This window comes from Pseudomonas mandelii (assembly GCF_002251635.1).
Lineage (GTDB): Bacteria > Pseudomonadota > Gammaproteobacteria > Pseudomonadales > Pseudomonadaceae > Aquipseudomonas > Aquipseudomonas mandelii_B.
Window position 1 is genome coordinate 1 of the sequence record NZ_NMOJ01000181.1, and the last position, 14,193, is coordinate 14,193.

A 14,193-nucleotide genomic window follows, 5' to 3' on the forward strand; every position below is an offset into this window, starting at 1 on the left:
GCTTTCTTGATCAGACGCTGTTCACCGAATTGGCCGAGAAAGCGGCCGCCAGCCCCCGTGGTCGGCACCACCACAACTTCCATCAGATGGAAGAGCCGTGTCATCGCCTGGCGGTGGGGTTGCAGCCGTCCACGTACATCCCGCCTCATCGGCATCTGGGGGACAACAAGGCTGAAACCTTGTTGGTCCTCAAAGGGCGGCTTGGCGTGTTGATCTTCGACGAGTCCGGCGTGGTGGTGAGCAAGCACGTCCTGCAGGCTGGTGGCGACTGTGTGGGTGTCGACCTGCCAACCGGTGTGTTTCATGGTTTGGTGGTGCTGGAAGCCGACAGCCTGATGTTCGAGTGCAAGGCCGGCCCTTATCGCCCCGTCGGTGAAGGAGAGCTTGCTCACTGGGCACCGCGCGAAGGCGAGCCTGGTGTGGCTGAATATCAGGCGTGGATGCGCGCGCAGTTTGATTGAGCCGTGCGCTCAATTTTCCCCGGCCAGCCAGCGCTCGCTTTTGCGACGAGCCTGTTCCAGGTTGTTCACGTAGGCCAGCTGACGCTGTTCCCGATGGATGCCCGCGCGCCTGAGCTTCAGGCGCACCCGGGGAGCGGTCGCCACCAGAATCAGGCCGATGCCGTCCGTGCGGTAATCCCTCAGGATATTGTCGAAGGCCGCCAGCGCCGTCATGTCCAGCATCGGCACGGCGCTCATCTCGACGATCACCACTTTGACCTCCGGGCTGAATTTGCGTAGCACCCCCAGCGCTTTTTCAGCTGCGCCGAAGAACAGCGGCCCGCGTATCGCATAGCAGCGAACGTGCTCCGGCATGTCCTGCAAGGCTTGATGGAAGCCGCGAGGCAGTTCGGCAGTGTCGGTGAGATCGCTCATGCGCTTGATAAACAACCCGGCGGCCAGCAGCAGGCCGACGGCGACGGCCATCACCATGTCGAACAATACCGTCAGGCTCAGGCAGGTCAGCAAGACCAGCACATCGCTGCGAGGCGCGATGCGCAAGGTATGCAGCACGTGCCGGGCCTCGCTCATGTTCCACGCCACCATGATCAGCAATGCTGCCAGTGCAGCCATCGGCAAATAGCTGAAAAGCGGTGCGAGGACGAGTATTGCCATCAGCACCACGGCGCTATGAATAATGGCGGCCAGTGGCGAAAAGGCGCCGCTGCGCACGTTGGTGGCACTTCGGGCAATGGCCGCCGTGGCGGTAATGCCGCCGAACAACGGTGCGATCAGGTTGCCCAGACCCTGGCCCAGCAGTTCTGCGTTGGGGTCGTGTTTGCTGCCGGTCATGCCATCCGCCACTACCGCACACAACAAGGATTCGATGGCGCCGAGCATGGCAATGGCGAACGCCGGCGCCAGTAACTGACGGATCAAATCGTAAGACAGGTGCAGCGGCTGGCCGTCGGGGCCGGGTAGATTCCAAGGCCAATCGAAGCTTGGCAGGAACGGCGGAATGCCGGGATGGCTGACGCCGTCGACCATATAGCTGAAACGCTCTCCCAATGTCGCCACCGCCAGCCCGCCGTGCTCCAGCGCCAACCCCAAGAGCGCACCGATGGTCAGCGCCACCAGATGCCCCGGAATCCTCGGCACCCACCGTGGCCAGATAATCAGAACGGCCAGGCAGGTGAGGCCGATGATCCCGTCCCCTAGTCGGGCGCTGGGCAACGCCAGAATCAATACGCCCAGCTGTTCGATGTAGTGTTCTGCCTGGCCGGCGGTGTTCAGGCCCAGCAAATCCTTCAATTGCAGGGTGGCAATGACAATGCCGATCCCGGCGGTAAAGCCCAGGGTGACCGGGTACGGAATGTACTGAATCAACCGCCCGGCTCGAATCAGCCCCAAGGCAATGAGGATGACGCCGGCAAGCATGGTGCAAAGCAGCAGGCCGCCCAGGCCATATTGTTGGGTGATGGGCAGCAGAATGACCACGAACGCAGCGGTCGGCCCACTGACATTGAAACGCGAACCGCCTGTCAGGGCGATCAGGGGCGCGGCGATGAGTACCGTATACAACCCTTGCTGGGGCGGTACACCTACGGCAATCGCCAGGGCCATGGCCAGCGGGATGGCGATAATCCCTACCGTCACCCCGGCACTGATGTCGCCGCGTAAGCGCCTGAGGGTGTAGCCGGCGCGCCAGGTCTGACGCCAGGCCGCGAACAACGGGGGGACGGAGAACGTCATGCACACTCCCTGGAAGACGATGCACTGTTGAGCGACGGCTGGAAGCTCGTCCAGCATCGCCAGCTTCGTACTGCGAAGTATTGACCCATATCGCCAATTCGCGCGGTTGATCCTCATGCTAGAGTGCTCGGCCTCGCCTTCGGAGCCCGTCATGAGCCTTTTGACCCGCAGCTGCGTCGCCCTGTTGCTGACCCTTAGCCTGCCTCTGGCGGCCGCCCCGGCGCCGATGCACGCGCAGTTCCTGCCGCCCGACGACCTGACCCTGCGTGACGCGGAGCCCGAGCAGCAACAGCTGTTGCAGGTCACCGAGTATTCGGTGGTGGTTGGTAGCCAGCGTCAGTCCAATCAACAACCGATTCCGGTCACGTCCCCGGTGATGATCCGTCTCAAGGGCAAATCCTTGAACAAGGGCGCGACCATCAGCCAGGTGGTGCTCAATTTTGACGCCGAAAGCAAAAGCCTGAAAAAGCCAGTGTTCGATAACACCAGCAAAACCCTGACGTTGTCATACCCGATGGCGCAGTACCGGGTGATTGTCGACTTGCTGCGCAATGACACGGTGTACGTGCAGTTCCTCAGTTACGCCAACGGGCATGTCTGGGCCGATCTGCACACGGGCGCTGTTCGTCCGCGTTGAGCCTTGTGCCCGGGCAGGGGTAAACTGCCCGCCCCGTGAAATGTCTGCGAGCTGGAGTCGGNAATGCGTAAAGATAAGAAACAGGTGATTGGTGACGAGATCGGCGACGACCAGATCAAGTTGTTCCTGGACTTCGAACCGGTCGATGCGACTTCACCGTCCCTGCACAAACTGATCAAGGCCTACCGTGGCCTGCGTATCGATGACTTCGAGCGGTTCCTGACGTTCTTCGTCGCAGCCGGTTTTGATCTGGACGGCAAGGACGAGCACGGCAATGATTTTGTCGCGGTGATCAAGGATCAGCGCAACGCGCCGGATTATATCGAGCTGATCGAAAAGGCTCGTGGCTAAGACCTTTTCATCCGACGAAAAAACGCCCCGCTTTTGTAGGAGCCGGCTTGCTGGCGATAGCATCACCTCGGTGTTATCCGACATACCGAAGTGATGTTATCGCCAGCAAGCCGGCTCCTACACAATCAGATTCGTCGTGTAACAGGCACAAAAAAACGCCCCGCTCTCACTGAGAACGGGGCGTTTTTCATGCGGCCGAATCAAGCGTAGCTTTCGGTCTCGTTACTGGCTTCAACCAGTTCCAGGGCAACGTTGTTGTGCGCATTGATCTTGCGATACAGCGCAGCGTCGGTTTCCAGAACCTTTTCCCGAGCCGGGAAGATTTCCGCCAGTTTGGCAGCCCATTCGCCGGACGCTTTGTTCGGGAAGCATTTTTCGATCAGCTCAAGCATGATTGAAACCGTCACCGAAGCGCCTGGTGAGGCGCCGAGCAGGGCAGCAAGGGAACCGTCCTTGGCCGCGACCAGTTCGGTACCGAACTGCAAAACGCCGCCCTTTTTCGGGTCTTTCTTGATGATCTGTACCCGTTGGCCGGCCACTTCCAGGCGCCAGTCTTCGGCTTTTGCCTCAGGGTAGAAGCGGCGCAAGGATTCCAGGCGTTGCTCCATGGACTGCATGACTTCGCTGACCAGGTACTTGGTCAGGTCCATGTTATCGCGGGCCACGGCCAGCATCGGGCCGATGTTGCCGGCGCGAACCGACAGTGGCAGGTCAAGGAACGAGCCGTGCTTGAGGAACTTGGTGGTGAAACCGGCGTAGGGTCCGAACAGCAGGGATTTCTTGCCATCGACCACGCGGGTGTCCAGGTGCGGCACGGACATTGGCGGCGAACCCACGGCGGCCTGGCTGTAGACCTTGGCCTGGTGGTGCTTGACCACTTCCGGGTTGTCGCAACGTAGCCACTGACCGCTGACCGGGAAACCACCGAAGCCTTTGCTTTCTTCGATGCCAGAGGCTTGCAGCAGCGGCAGGGCCGCGCCACCGGCGCCGAGGAACACGAACTTGGCGTCCACTTCACGGCTGTTGCCGCTGTTGACGTCCTTGATGCTGACAGTCCAGCCGCTGCCGTTACGCTTGAGGCCAGTTACGCGCTTGCAGTACTTGACCTGGGCATCGGGTGCGCTGGTCAGGTGCTTGAGCAGTTGATTGGTCAGGGCGCCGAAGTTGACGTCGGTGCCGTTCATCACGCGGGTGGCCGCGACGACTTCGTCAGCTGGCCGGCCCGGCATCATCAACGGCATCCACTCGGCCATGGTGGCCTTGTCTTCGGTGTATTCCATGTCCGAGAAGGCGTGGTGCTTGCTCAGGGTCTTGAAGCGTTCCTTGAGGAAGGAAACGCCTTTTTCACCCTGCACGAAGCTCAGGTGCGGCACTGGGCTGATAAAGGATTTGGACGAGCCAAAGGTGCCCTTTTTGGTCAGGTACGCCCAGAACTGCTTCGACACCTCGAACTGGGTGTTGATGTGCACGGCTTTCTTGATATCGATAGAGCCGTCGGTTGCCTGCGGCGTGTAGTTCAGCTCGCACAGACCAGCGTGGCCGGTACCGGCGTTGTTCCACGGGTTGGAACTCTCCGCGGCACCCGAATCCATCAGCTCAACGACTTCCAGCTTGAGGCCGGGGTCGAGCTCTTTGAGCAATACGGCCAGGGTGGCACTCATGATGCCGGCCCCTACCAGTACTACGTCGACTGCTTCGTTATGCGCCATTTAACGCGTCTCCAAAATCTGCAGCACCAAATTGACGGCATGGCTGCCAGGAGTGACGGGGCGTGTCAGTGATGCCCCAGGTACCCATGGCAGTGTTGCCATGTCCGAATCTTCGCAATTTTTCGCAACTTCGACGGATGCATGCGCCGGGCCTAAAGAGTTACATGAACTCATCTCAGCGCGCGGCTGGCAATTCGACTTATGGTCGAGACATCCGTTTGTGCAACCAATCCGTAGCGGACAGGCTCAAGCTCCGGTGTTTGAGGAGTGCTCGGTCCTGTGTGGTTGGGCTGTTCCAGACGCTGATGGTGCTTGTACAAACGCCAAACTATTCATTTGCTCGCCACACTCTTGTGAAGTTGTGAAAACCCGTTTTTTCACGCTCTTTTGAAGACGTGAACCTCAAAAAAGGGCTGCCCCAGCCTGGCACCTTGCCCGGATGGAATGCCGTCATGGGGTACATGACAGGCAAAACGGGCAAACAGCTCAGTGACCGAGCGTAATGACAGCTCTGCAGATTCGGNAAAAGNGGGGTGTTTGCAAAGAAAACAGCAAGCGCGCCAGCTTCACTCGATCTGTGTGGGCGGCTCTCTGTGGGCGATTTGGGGNGTNAATACCGAGGCATTAACGATGCTGCGAGGCCCGATCAGGAGACGTCCTTATAATCGGGGGGAGATTGTAGCGAAGAACGCCAAGGAAATGGACGTGTTTAATGACTTTTATTAGGCGTCTGGTCAGGTGGTCAACAGATGTTGCACCCGTGCGCGTGGCTGGCGGGTGCTCACGCGTGCGCTAGGCGGCAGCGGATGGTGCAGCCAGTTGAGGCGGATTTCTTCGATTTCGACCCAGCCATCGCCCATCGGCTGGAGGCTGCACTGCTTGAACGCCTGGCAGTGGCCGTTGCGGTCGAGCAGGGCAAAGCAGCGGTGTAACGGGCGTGGCGCGAACAGCGAGATGAGATAACGCATGGCGAAGTACCTTGTGGGTGACCTGCTGAGAAGATTGCCAACGAGCCGTGACGTGCAAGTGTATGGGTGGTGACAGATGTGTGACAGGAACCGGTTTCCCAAGGGTTTGTCAGACATTTCAGTATTCACTGTGAGGTGCTAGTTACCCGCAGTGGCCCACCGCTATACTGCGCGCCTGTTTGTGCCTGATTCTGGAGAGAAGAGCATGTTGCAACGCCTGTTGTTCGGTTTGATCACTGTGACCAGTTTGACCCTCGTCGGCTGCGCCCACAGCCCGCAACAACTGAACCCTGAACCCAAGCTGACGACTCAGCTGGCGCCGGTCGGCCATGGTCAGCCGGTTGTGGTGCGTGTGGTGGACGGTCGTCCGTCGCCAACCCTGGGCACCCGTGGTGGCTTGTACCCCGAGACCAGCGCGATCACCGTGCAGGGCGCGCAGATCCTGCCGAAGTTGCAGGCACAGGCCGAGGCGGCCGTGCGGTTGCTGGGGTTTACCCCGACCTCGAATGCGCTGAATGCTCCGCAGTTGACCGTGACCCTGGCCGAGTTGAAGTATCAGTCGCCTAAAGAAGGCATGTACGTGACTGAAGCGACCATCGGCGCAACCTTCCGCTCGGATGTGCAGAACGCCAACCGTCGCTACAGCGGTCGTTACGGCGCATCCCTGGACCAGCGNTTCGGTATGTCGCCGAACCAGGAAACCAACACCAAGCTGGTCAGCGACGTGTTGAGCGACGCGCTGACGCGTCTGTTCAAGGACCCGACGATTGGTCAGATTCTCAGCGAGTAACCTTCGCGAGATTCAAAAGCCCGGTGCCAGCAATGGCCCCGGGCTTTTTCATGCCTGCTGATTACCGATTACCTGTAGGCGCGAGGCTTGCCCGCGAANGCCGCTTGTGAATAGAAATCCAGCACGCTCACACCGGTCAGCAAATCCGTCTCCGGCAAATCCGCATGTTGATGCCCACCCAATGCGCAATAAACCAGCCAGTGGCGGTCCTGAACGTTAAAGGCGAGGCTTCCCACGAGATTTTGTTGTTCGTCACTCTGGGCGATGAGGTAGAGGCGGTCCTGGTTTTCGGCGTGCAGCATGACGGTTTCCGTGTCAGTTTCGAGGGCCGCCAGACTGGCGTATTCAGATGACGGAGCCGTGACACAGGGCAGCATTTGGTCAGATGGTTCGTTATTTGTCGGAAAGGCAGGGCAGGGGGGCAGGCTTTCGGTAGAATCCGCGCCGCAGTCGCCGGTTCGGCGTCTGCCACACCTGTTTTGCCGAGGTCCGTGATGTCGTTGCATTTGATTTCGCTGTTCACCCACCATCCCGCCAAGTTGATCAACCTGCTGGCCTTGCTGTTGGCCTTCCCGGGCGGCTGGTTGCTGCATGCCACGCGTCGCCGTGAACAACGCGCCATGGCCAGCCTGGTCGCCCAGCGTCAAAGCCGCCCGAACGAAGAGCCCATCCTGGATTGGGCCACCTTGCGCATGAACCGGTTCTTCTATCGCTTTGGCTTCGCCTGCCTAGGGCTGGCGTTGCTGGTGTCGTGGATCAGCACCCGGTTCTGAAACTGTGACGCAGAACCCTGTGGCGAGGGAGCTTGCTCCCGCTGGGCTGCGAAGCGGCCCCAAAACCAGCCATCCTTGTAGCGTCAGGCAAACCGCGAGCACCGATGTTTCGACTGCTGCGCAGTCGGGCGGGAGCAAGCTCCCTCGCCACAGGTACAGTGCCTTGCCCACCTACCGCATCAAGGCGAATAAAAACGGCGCCTCGAAGGCGCCGTTGTTGTATCCGGGCAATTACAGCGGCAAACCAGCCTTGACCCGGTACTGATTACGCACCGGCGTCGCATATTGCAGCACCAGATACGGACGATGTTCCTCAGGGCAAGCCTCCAGACGACGTTGCCATTCTTCCTGGGCCTTGGCCAGTTCGTCGGCCGCAAACACCTCGGCGGCGGTTGGCACCTGCAATTGCGGGTCGGCATCGCTCCACTGTGCGTACGCCAGGTAATGCACCGGGAACAAGCGATAACCCCCAAGAATCTGCCGGTCCATCTCGATCGCCAACTGCTTGGTGTCGTCAAACAGTTCGGTGATTGGCGCGGCGAAGTTCACGTGCACCCGGCCCTTGTAGCCGGTGATGCCCTTGGCAATGCTGACGTCGTCTTCGCCCGGCGCCTTGCTGTAGGTGCCGGTGGTGGCGCGGATATACAGCTCGCGCGCCTTGGCGNNGTCGCACGGGTCGTATTCGTAGCTGATCGACACCGGGCTGACGTTGAGCGAGCGGATGACTTCGCCGAACGGCTCGTCCTTGCGGCTCATGTGGAACATCTTCAGGATCGCTGACTCGGTGCGATCATCCCCATCCTTGGCACGGCCTTCGGCCTGGGCGATCCAGATCGACTGGCAGTCGTTGCGGATCGAATGGTTGATGTAGGCCGACAGCAGTTGGTAGGCCGCCATCTTTTCCTTTCGCCCGGTGATCGAGCGGTGCACGATAAAACTCTTGTTCAGGCGCATCAGGTCGCTGACAAACGGCTTTTGCAGCAGGTTGTCGCCGATGGCGATGCGTGGCGTTGGCAGGCCGGCGTGGTACACGGCATAGTTGACGAAGGCCGGGTCCATCACGATATCGCGGTGGTTGGCGATGAACAGGTAGGCGCTGCCGGACTTGAACTGCTCGACGCCGGTGTACGTCACACCGTCCGTGGCTCGTTCGATGGTGTGGTCGACGTACATCTCGACTTTATCCTGCAACGTCGCCACCGAGGTGACGCCGGCGAACTCACGGCGCAGCCGATGAGCTATAAGAGGTTTGAGCGCCCAGCCAAAGGCACCGGCAAAACGCGGGAAGCGGAAGTGGATGAGGATATCTAGAAACGCCTTGTCGCCGAGCAGTCGGTCCAGCACTGCCGGGACTTCGCTGTCGTTGTAAGGTCGGATGGTATCGAATTCGCCCATCATGCTCTCTTGTTAGAAACGGCTAGGGTAAGTAAAGGTTTTGATCGAAAACCAACGGGGCACGGTCTGAAAAAGTAGCCAGACAAAAATAGCCCTGCAAATAGACCGGCGATTATACGCACAAGTCACTTGGGAGACCGCGATGCTGGAACCTGCGTTGTATGAATGTCCGTATTGTGGTGAAGAGGTCGAGACGACGGTGGACCTGTCCGGTGGCGATCAGACCTATATCGAGGACTGCCAGGTGTGCTGTCGGCCGATAACGTTCGTGTTGCAGGTAGACGGAGAGGAATGGCATCTCGAAGTGTTCAGCGAAAACGAGTAAGGGGCGTCTATGCAGCGAATCTACGAGCCGGAAAACCTGATGGAAGGCGAGCTGCTGCAACAAATGCTCGCCAGCGAGGGCATCGAGGCGCACCTGGTGGGGCGCCATTTGCTCGGCGGTACCGGCGAACTGCCGATCTATGGCCTGCTGGGCTTGTCGGTGGATAACGACCAGGCCGAATACGCCCGCGAGCTGATCACCGCGTACAATGCCGCGCTGCCACTGCCCGGTGATGAACCGGACAGTTTTCCCGGCACGCTGGTCTGTTAGGCTGNCGTTCGTTTTACCNAGAGTCGTGTTACCCCATGTGTGGACGTTATGCCCTGTTTCGCTGGAACCCTGCCTTCGCTGCCTTACCGGGATTCCCCTCGGATCAGCAGGCCCAGTGGAATATTTCCCCCAACGATTCGGTGCTGATGCTGCGTGCCGGCGCAGACGCCCAGCGTGAGTTGGCGCGGGCGCGTTGGGGTTTGACGCCGCCATGGCTGACCGATCTTTCCCGCACCCCGGCCCATGCCCGGGCTGAAACCCTGGCGGAGCAACCGATGTTTCGCGAAGCCTTTCGCCAGCGCCGTTGCCTGCTGCCGGCCAATGGTTTTTACGAATGGCGTGGCACCCAACGCAAGCGTCCTTACTGGCTGACGCCGGGTGAAGGCTCGACGCTGTTTTTTGCGGCCATCTGGGAGGCGTATCCGGTGCAGGAGCAGGTGTGGCTGAGCACGGCAGTGGTCACCCAGCCGGCGGCGAGTCAGCGTCGGCCATTGATTCTGGACGAGGCGGGGCAGCAAGCATGGCTCGATCCCGAGACGCCGCTGCATGTATTGCAAGGGTTGCTGGCCAGTGAGCCCGCGGCGTTGCGCGAGCGGGTGTTGGCAAATCTGGTGAATGATCCGAAGCTCAATGGGCCGGAGTGTCTGACTCCGGGTTGATTCGGCGCCTGTGCCGACGCCTTCGCGGGCAAGCCCGCTCCCACAGGGATTTATGGCGCTCACAAAACCTGTGGGAGCGGGCTTGCCCGCGAAGGGGCCTTCGGATCAGACNCGGGCTTGCCCGCGAAGGGGCCTTCGGATCAGACCTTGAACTGATTGATCAACCGCCGCTGCTGCTCAGCCAGCTTGGTCAAATCCGCACTCGCCGCGCTCGATTCATCCGCCCCGCCTGCCACTTCATTGGCCACTTGCCCAATGTTGATCACGTTACGGTTGATGTCATCCGCCACCGCGCTTTGCTCTTCGGCCGCACTGGCAATCTGGGTGTTCATGTCATTGATCACCGACACCGCCTGAGTAATGGTCTCCAGCGCTTCAGCCGCTTTCGCCGCATGTTGCACGCTTTCGTCTGTACGGTTCTGGCTGTCCTCCATCACCCGTACCACATCGCGGGTGCCTTGTTGCAGCTGTTGGATCATGGTCTGGATTTCTTCCGTGGCCTTCTGGGTTTTCTGCGCCAGGTTGCGCACTTCATCGGCCACCACCGCAAAACCCCGTCCCTGTTCGCCCGCGCGGGCCGCTTCAATGGCTGCGTTCAAGGCCAGCAGATTGGTTTGTTCGGCGATCCCGCGAATGGCGGTCAGGATCGCGTTGATGTTCTCGCTGTCCTTGGCCAGGGTCTGGACCACGCCCACCGCCTTGCCGATTTCAATTGCCAGCACGCCAATCGAATTCGACGTATCCCGAACAATTTGCATGCCCTGGGCCGCTGCCTGATCTGCATGGCTGGCGGCTTGTGCGGCCTGGGTCGCGTTGCGTGCCACGTCTTGAGCGGTGGCGGTCATTTCATGCACCGCTGTCGCCACTTGATCGATCTCGGCCATCTGCTTTTGCACACCGATGTTGGTGCGGATGGCAATGTCAGCGGTGTGTTCCGACGAATCGCTGACGCTCTGCACCGAGGTCACGACCTGGGTGATCATTGCCTGTAGCTTGGCCAGGAAAGTATTGAAGCCTTTGGCAATCGACCCCAGTTCGTCGGCGCGGTCGCTGGTCAGGCGGCGTGTCAGGTCGCCTTCACCTTTGGCGATATCGTCGAGCATCGCCACCATTTGCTTGAGCGGCCGTGCGATGCCATGGCCCACCAGCCAGATCACCAACAGACCGATACCGGCGATCAACAAACCGACCATGGCCATGCCGAAGGTGTCGGATTTGCGTTGAGCGTCCAGGTCGCCTTGCAGTTTTTGCAGGTCGGCCATCACGGCGTTCAGCGGCAGTTGCAGCATCAAGGTCCAGCGCGCATCGGTCTGTCCGATGCCGAAGGGCAGGTACAACTCGATCCGCCCCTGGGCCTTGTCGACGGTGTAGGTCACTTCGCCGCGTTTGAGGTTGGCCATGTTGGCGATCTGCTTGCTGTCGAGAATGTCGCTGACCTTTTCGCCGAACTTGCTCGGGTCCTTGGTGTAGGCAACGATCCGGCCATTACCACCGATCAGCGCCATTTCCCCCGCGCCGCTGTACAGTTTCTGATTCGCGCCCAGCAACATTTCCTGGATGAAGTTCACCGACAAGTCTGCGCCGACGATGCCCTGGAAGGCGCCGTTGAGCATGATCGGTTCAATAAACGAGGCGAGCATGACGATCTTGTCGCCGACCTTGTAGGGCGCCGGATCGATCACGCAGGATTTTTTGGTTTCCTTGGAACACAGGTAGTACTCGCTGGCACGGACCCCGGTGGACAGGGTTTTCTGGTCGTCGACGTCCACCAGTTTGTCCAGGCCCAGGGTGCCGTCTTCGTTGCGGAACCACCATGGCAGGAAGCGCCCGTTGCTGGCGTCGATGCCGACCACCTTGGTGTCGACGTAGGCCGCATCGTTGTGATCGAGCGCGTCTTTTTCCCAACCTATATAGGTGCCGAGAATTTTCGGGTTCTTGGCCACGTTTTCCTTGATCAGGCTGATCAACTGTTCCCGGCTCAGGCTCAAGGTCGGCTGGCCATCGGCGCCCGGCGTACCGATCAACGCGTTGACCCGCACCAGGCCGCCGGCGATCAGCAGCGGCGCTTCGAGTTCGCGCTGGATCTGGCTCACCTGGGTTTGCGCCAGAGAGGTCAGGCGCTGCTCGATGACTTGCTCGAATTGCGCCTGGGTCCGCTGCTGGACCATGTCTTGCGTCCGGGCGCCGGAAAACAGTGCGTACAGCACCAGCGCGGCGACTACGCTAAGAACGATGGCGCCAGCGAGGGCGGCCACGGAAAACTGGATCGACTTGAATTTCATGGGTGCTCCGCACGCAAGAGGACGTCTGCGGTGGTGTATCGGCAGGGCGTGCGCGGGGCATGAGCGGCGAAGGGGCAAATGACCGTTTTGGACGGGTCGATGTCGCTATCAGACAGGTGCCGAACCTTTGTGCTGTCAGGCAGTCAGTGCTGTATGAATCTTTTGCTACGACCGTTGCNGGATGTATCTGAAAGTTGGTGGTTACACGTCTTGTGTATCTGGCGCAGATACACACGACCGCCTACGATACGCGCCAGGTTTCCAGGGAGAGTGTTGATGAAGAAGTCATTGGCGGTAAGCGTACTCAGTGCAGCGATGCTGCTGGCTGGTTGCCAGTCGGTAAACACCACCAACGGCGGTGCCGTCGGGGTAGAGCGCAAGCAGTACATGTTCAGCATGCTATCGAGCCAGGAAGTCGACCAGATGTACGCCCAGTCCTATCAGCAGACGCTGGGGGAGGCGAGTGGTAAAGGCATGCTGGACAAAACCAGCGCCAACGCCAAGCGCGTGCAGGCGATTGCCAATCGCCTGATTGCTCAGGCGCCAACGTTTCGCCCGGATTCTGCGCAATGGAAGTGGGAAGTGAACCTGATCAAAAGCGATGAGATGAACGCCAACTGCGGGCCTGGCGGCAAGATTTTTGTGTACAGCGCGTTGATCGACAACCTCAAGCTTACCGATGACGAGTTGGCTGCGGTGATGGGCCATGAAATCGCCCACGCGTTGCGCGAACACGGGCGTGAAGCCATGTCCAAGGCCTACGGCATCCAAATGGCCAAGCAGGGCGCTGGTGCCTTGTTCGGGTTGGGCCAGGACAGCCTGGCTTTAGCCGATACGGTTGCAAACTACGGCATGACCTTGCCGAACAGCCGCGCCAACGAAAACGAAGCGGACCTGATCGGGCTGGAGCTTTCGGCCCGGGCTGGCTACAACCCAAACGCGGCCATCACGTTGTGGAACAAGATGGCCAAGGCTTCGGAAGGCGCGCCACCGGAGTTCATGAGCACGCACCCGGCTTCCGACAGTCGGATCGCTTCGTTGCAGGCGGCGATTCCGAAGGTGATGCCGTTGTACGAGAAAGCGCCTAAATCCTGATAGTCAGGCGTTGATGCCGCTGACGCCTTCGCGGGCAAGCCTCGCTCCTACAGGTTTTGGTCGATTACATAATTTGTATATGACACAAAACCTGTAGGAGCGAGGCTTGCCCGCGAAGAACGATAACGCGGTCTAACGCCCTACCACGTCAAACCCAGCCGCTGCTCTGCATCGCCTTGTACACCGCCACAATCGCCAGGATCAGGAACGCCGCTGCCGCCAGGCGACGGATCAGGGTGAGCGGCAATTTGTCCGCGGCAAAGTTACCGGCCAACACCACCGGCACGTTGGCAATCAGCATCCCGGCGGTGGTGCCGATGATTACCAGCCACAAATCCGGGTATTGCGCGGCGAGCATCACTGTGGCGACCTGCGTCTTGTCACCGATTTCCGCAAGGAAGAACGCAATCAGCGTGGTCAGGAACGGCCCGAACTTGCGTGTGGTACTGGCTTCGTCATCGTCGAGTTTGTCCGGCACCAGGGTCCACAGCGCGGTGGCACAGAAACTCGCCGCGAGAATCCAGTGCAACACCGCATCCGAGAAGAAACTGCCGAACCAGGCCCCCACGGCACCGGCGGCCGCATGGTTGGCCAGGGTCGCGGCGACAATGCCGGCGATGATCGGCCAGGGTTTGCGAAAGCGTGCGGCCAGGATGAGTGCGAGCAGCTGCGTCTTGTCGCCGATTTCGGCCAAGGCAACGATTGCGGTAGGAACGAGTAATGAATCCAGCATCANNNGGGTTTTCC

At 59.9% G+C, this 14,193-nt stretch carries 16 protein-coding genes and 1 pseudogene; 9 read left to right on the top strand and 8 right to left on the bottom strand.

Going from position 1 to position 14,193, the window contains the following annotated elements; genetic code table 11:
• Positions 1 to 461, top strand: a 461-nt coding sequence (locus tag B7L09_RS22395; RefSeq protein ID WP_141213493.1) for a WbuC family cupin fold metalloprotein, incomplete at its 5' end; no start/stop codon positions are given.
• Positions 462 to 470: 9 nt separating this feature from the next.
• On the opposite strand, the gene dauA is transcribed toward B7L09_RS22395, so the two are convergent.
• Entirely contained in the window at positions 471 to 2,192 is a 1,722-nt protein-coding gene (gene dauA, locus B7L09_RS22400) for a C4-dicarboxylic acid transporter DauA (RefSeq protein ID WP_094470690.1), read from the bottom strand.
• Positions 2,193 to 2,343: 151 nt separating this feature from the next.
• Here dauA and B7L09_RS22405 point away from each other — a divergent pair, with 151 nt between their 5' ends.
• Together B7L09_RS22405 and B7L09_RS22410 are read left to right on the top strand one after the other, a co-directional pair.
• Positions 2,344 to 2,829, top strand: a complete 486-nt coding sequence (locus tag B7L09_RS22405; RefSeq protein ID WP_094470691.1) for a hypothetical protein — start codon at positions 2,344 to 2,346, stop codon at positions 2,827 to 2,829.
• A 63-nt stretch (positions 2,830 to 2,892) separates the two neighbouring features.
• Entirely contained in the window at positions 2,893 to 3,180 is a 288-nt protein-coding gene (locus B7L09_RS22410; protein ID WP_094470692.1) for a PA4642 family protein, read from the top strand.
• A gap of 200 nt (positions 3,181 to 3,380) precedes the next feature.
• Here B7L09_RS22410 and mqo read toward each other — a convergent pair whose 3' ends face one another.
• Complete coding sequence (mqo, locus tag B7L09_RS22415; RefSeq protein WP_094470693.1) at positions 3,381 to 4,889, bottom strand: malate dehydrogenase (quinone); 1,509 nt, start codon at positions 4,887 to 4,889, stop codon at positions 3,381 to 3,383.
• A gap of 734 nt (positions 4,890 to 5,623) precedes the next feature.
• The gene (locus tag B7L09_RS22420; RefSeq protein ID WP_094470694.1) at positions 5,624 to 5,857 is read right to left on the bottom strand and encodes a hypothetical protein; all 234 of its coding nucleotides are present in this window, start codon (positions 5,855 to 5,857) and stop codon (positions 5,624 to 5,626) included.
• A 205-nt stretch (positions 5,858 to 6,062) separates the two neighbouring features.
• Between B7L09_RS22420 and B7L09_RS22425 the strand changes: the two genes are divergently transcribed.
• Entirely contained in the window at positions 6,063 to 6,647 is a 585-nt protein-coding gene (locus B7L09_RS22425) for a YajG family lipoprotein (RefSeq protein ID WP_094470695.1), read from the top strand.
• A 68-nt stretch (positions 6,648 to 6,715) separates the two neighbouring features.
• Here the strand turns inward: B7L09_RS22425 and B7L09_RS22430 are convergent, their stop codons facing one another.
• Positions 6,716 to 6,949, bottom strand: a complete 234-nt coding sequence (locus B7L09_RS22430) for a hypothetical protein (protein WP_094470704.1) — start codon at positions 6,947 to 6,949, stop codon at positions 6,716 to 6,718.
• A gap of 192 nt (positions 6,950 to 7,141) precedes the next feature.
• On the opposite strand from B7L09_RS22430, the gene B7L09_RS22435 reads away from it, so the two are divergent.
• On the top strand, positions 7,142 to 7,420 hold the full coding sequence (locus B7L09_RS22435) for a hypothetical protein (RefSeq protein ID WP_094470696.1): 279 nt from the start codon (positions 7,142 to 7,144) through the stop codon (positions 7,418 to 7,420).
• A 231-nt stretch (positions 7,421 to 7,651) separates the two neighbouring features.
• On the opposite strand, the gene B7L09_RS22440 is transcribed toward B7L09_RS22435, so the two are convergent.
• Complete coding sequence (locus tag B7L09_RS22440) at positions 7,652 to 8,818, bottom strand: 1-acyl-sn-glycerol-3-phosphate acyltransferase (RefSeq protein WP_094470697.1); 1,167 nt, start codon at positions 8,816 to 8,818, stop codon at positions 7,652 to 7,654.
• A gap of 139 nt (positions 8,819 to 8,957) precedes the next feature.
• Between B7L09_RS22440 and B7L09_RS22445 the strand changes: the two genes are divergently transcribed.
• From B7L09_RS22445 to B7L09_RS22455, 3 genes are all read left to right on the top strand, one after another.
• Positions 8,958 to 9,140 (top strand): CPXCG motif-containing cysteine-rich protein, encoded by a 183-nt coding sequence (locus tag B7L09_RS22445; RefSeq protein WP_010458210.1) that lies wholly within the window; start codon positions 8,958 to 8,960, stop codon positions 9,138 to 9,140.
• Between the two features lie 9 nt (positions 9,141 to 9,149).
• Positions 9,150 to 9,410, top strand: coding sequence for a putative signal transducing protein (locus tag B7L09_RS22450; protein WP_094470698.1), 261 nt, complete (start codon positions 9,150 to 9,152; stop codon positions 9,408 to 9,410).
• Positions 9,411 to 9,445: 35 nt separating this feature from the next.
• A complete protein-coding gene (locus B7L09_RS22455; RefSeq protein WP_094470699.1) occupies positions 9,446 to 10,069 on the top strand; it encodes an SOS response-associated peptidase in 624 nt (207 codons plus the stop codon).
• 140 nt (positions 10,070 to 10,209) lie between these two features.
• Here the strand turns inward: B7L09_RS22455 and B7L09_RS32890 are convergent, their stop codons facing one another.
• Both B7L09_RS32890 and B7L09_RS32895 read right to left on the bottom strand, forming a co-directional pair.
• Positions 10,210 to 11,052 carry a methyl-accepting chemotaxis protein gene (locus tag B7L09_RS32890; protein WP_370654477.1) on the bottom strand — a complete coding sequence of 281 codons (843 nt, stop codon included), beginning with the start codon at positions 11,050 to 11,052 and terminating at the stop codon, positions 10,210 to 10,212.
• 12 nt (positions 11,053 to 11,064) lie between these two features.
• A pseudogene (locus B7L09_RS32895) lies at positions 11,065 to 12,351 on the bottom strand (methyl-accepting chemotaxis protein); the annotation flags it as partial.
• 276 nt (positions 12,352 to 12,627) lie between these two features.
• Between B7L09_RS32895 and B7L09_RS22465 the strand changes: the two are divergent.
• Positions 12,628 to 13,446 (top strand): M48 family metallopeptidase, encoded by an 819-nt coding sequence (locus B7L09_RS22465; RefSeq protein ID WP_094470701.1) that lies wholly within the window; start codon positions 12,628 to 12,630, stop codon positions 13,444 to 13,446.
• Positions 13,447 to 13,594: 148 nt separating this feature from the next.
• On the opposite strand, the gene B7L09_RS22470 is transcribed toward B7L09_RS22465, so the two are convergent.
• Complete coding sequence (locus tag B7L09_RS22470; RefSeq protein WP_094470702.1) at positions 13,595 to 14,179, bottom strand: TMEM165/GDT1 family protein; 585 nt, start codon at positions 14,177 to 14,179, stop codon at positions 13,595 to 13,597.
• Between the last annotated feature and the right edge of the window lie 14 nt (positions 14,180 to 14,193).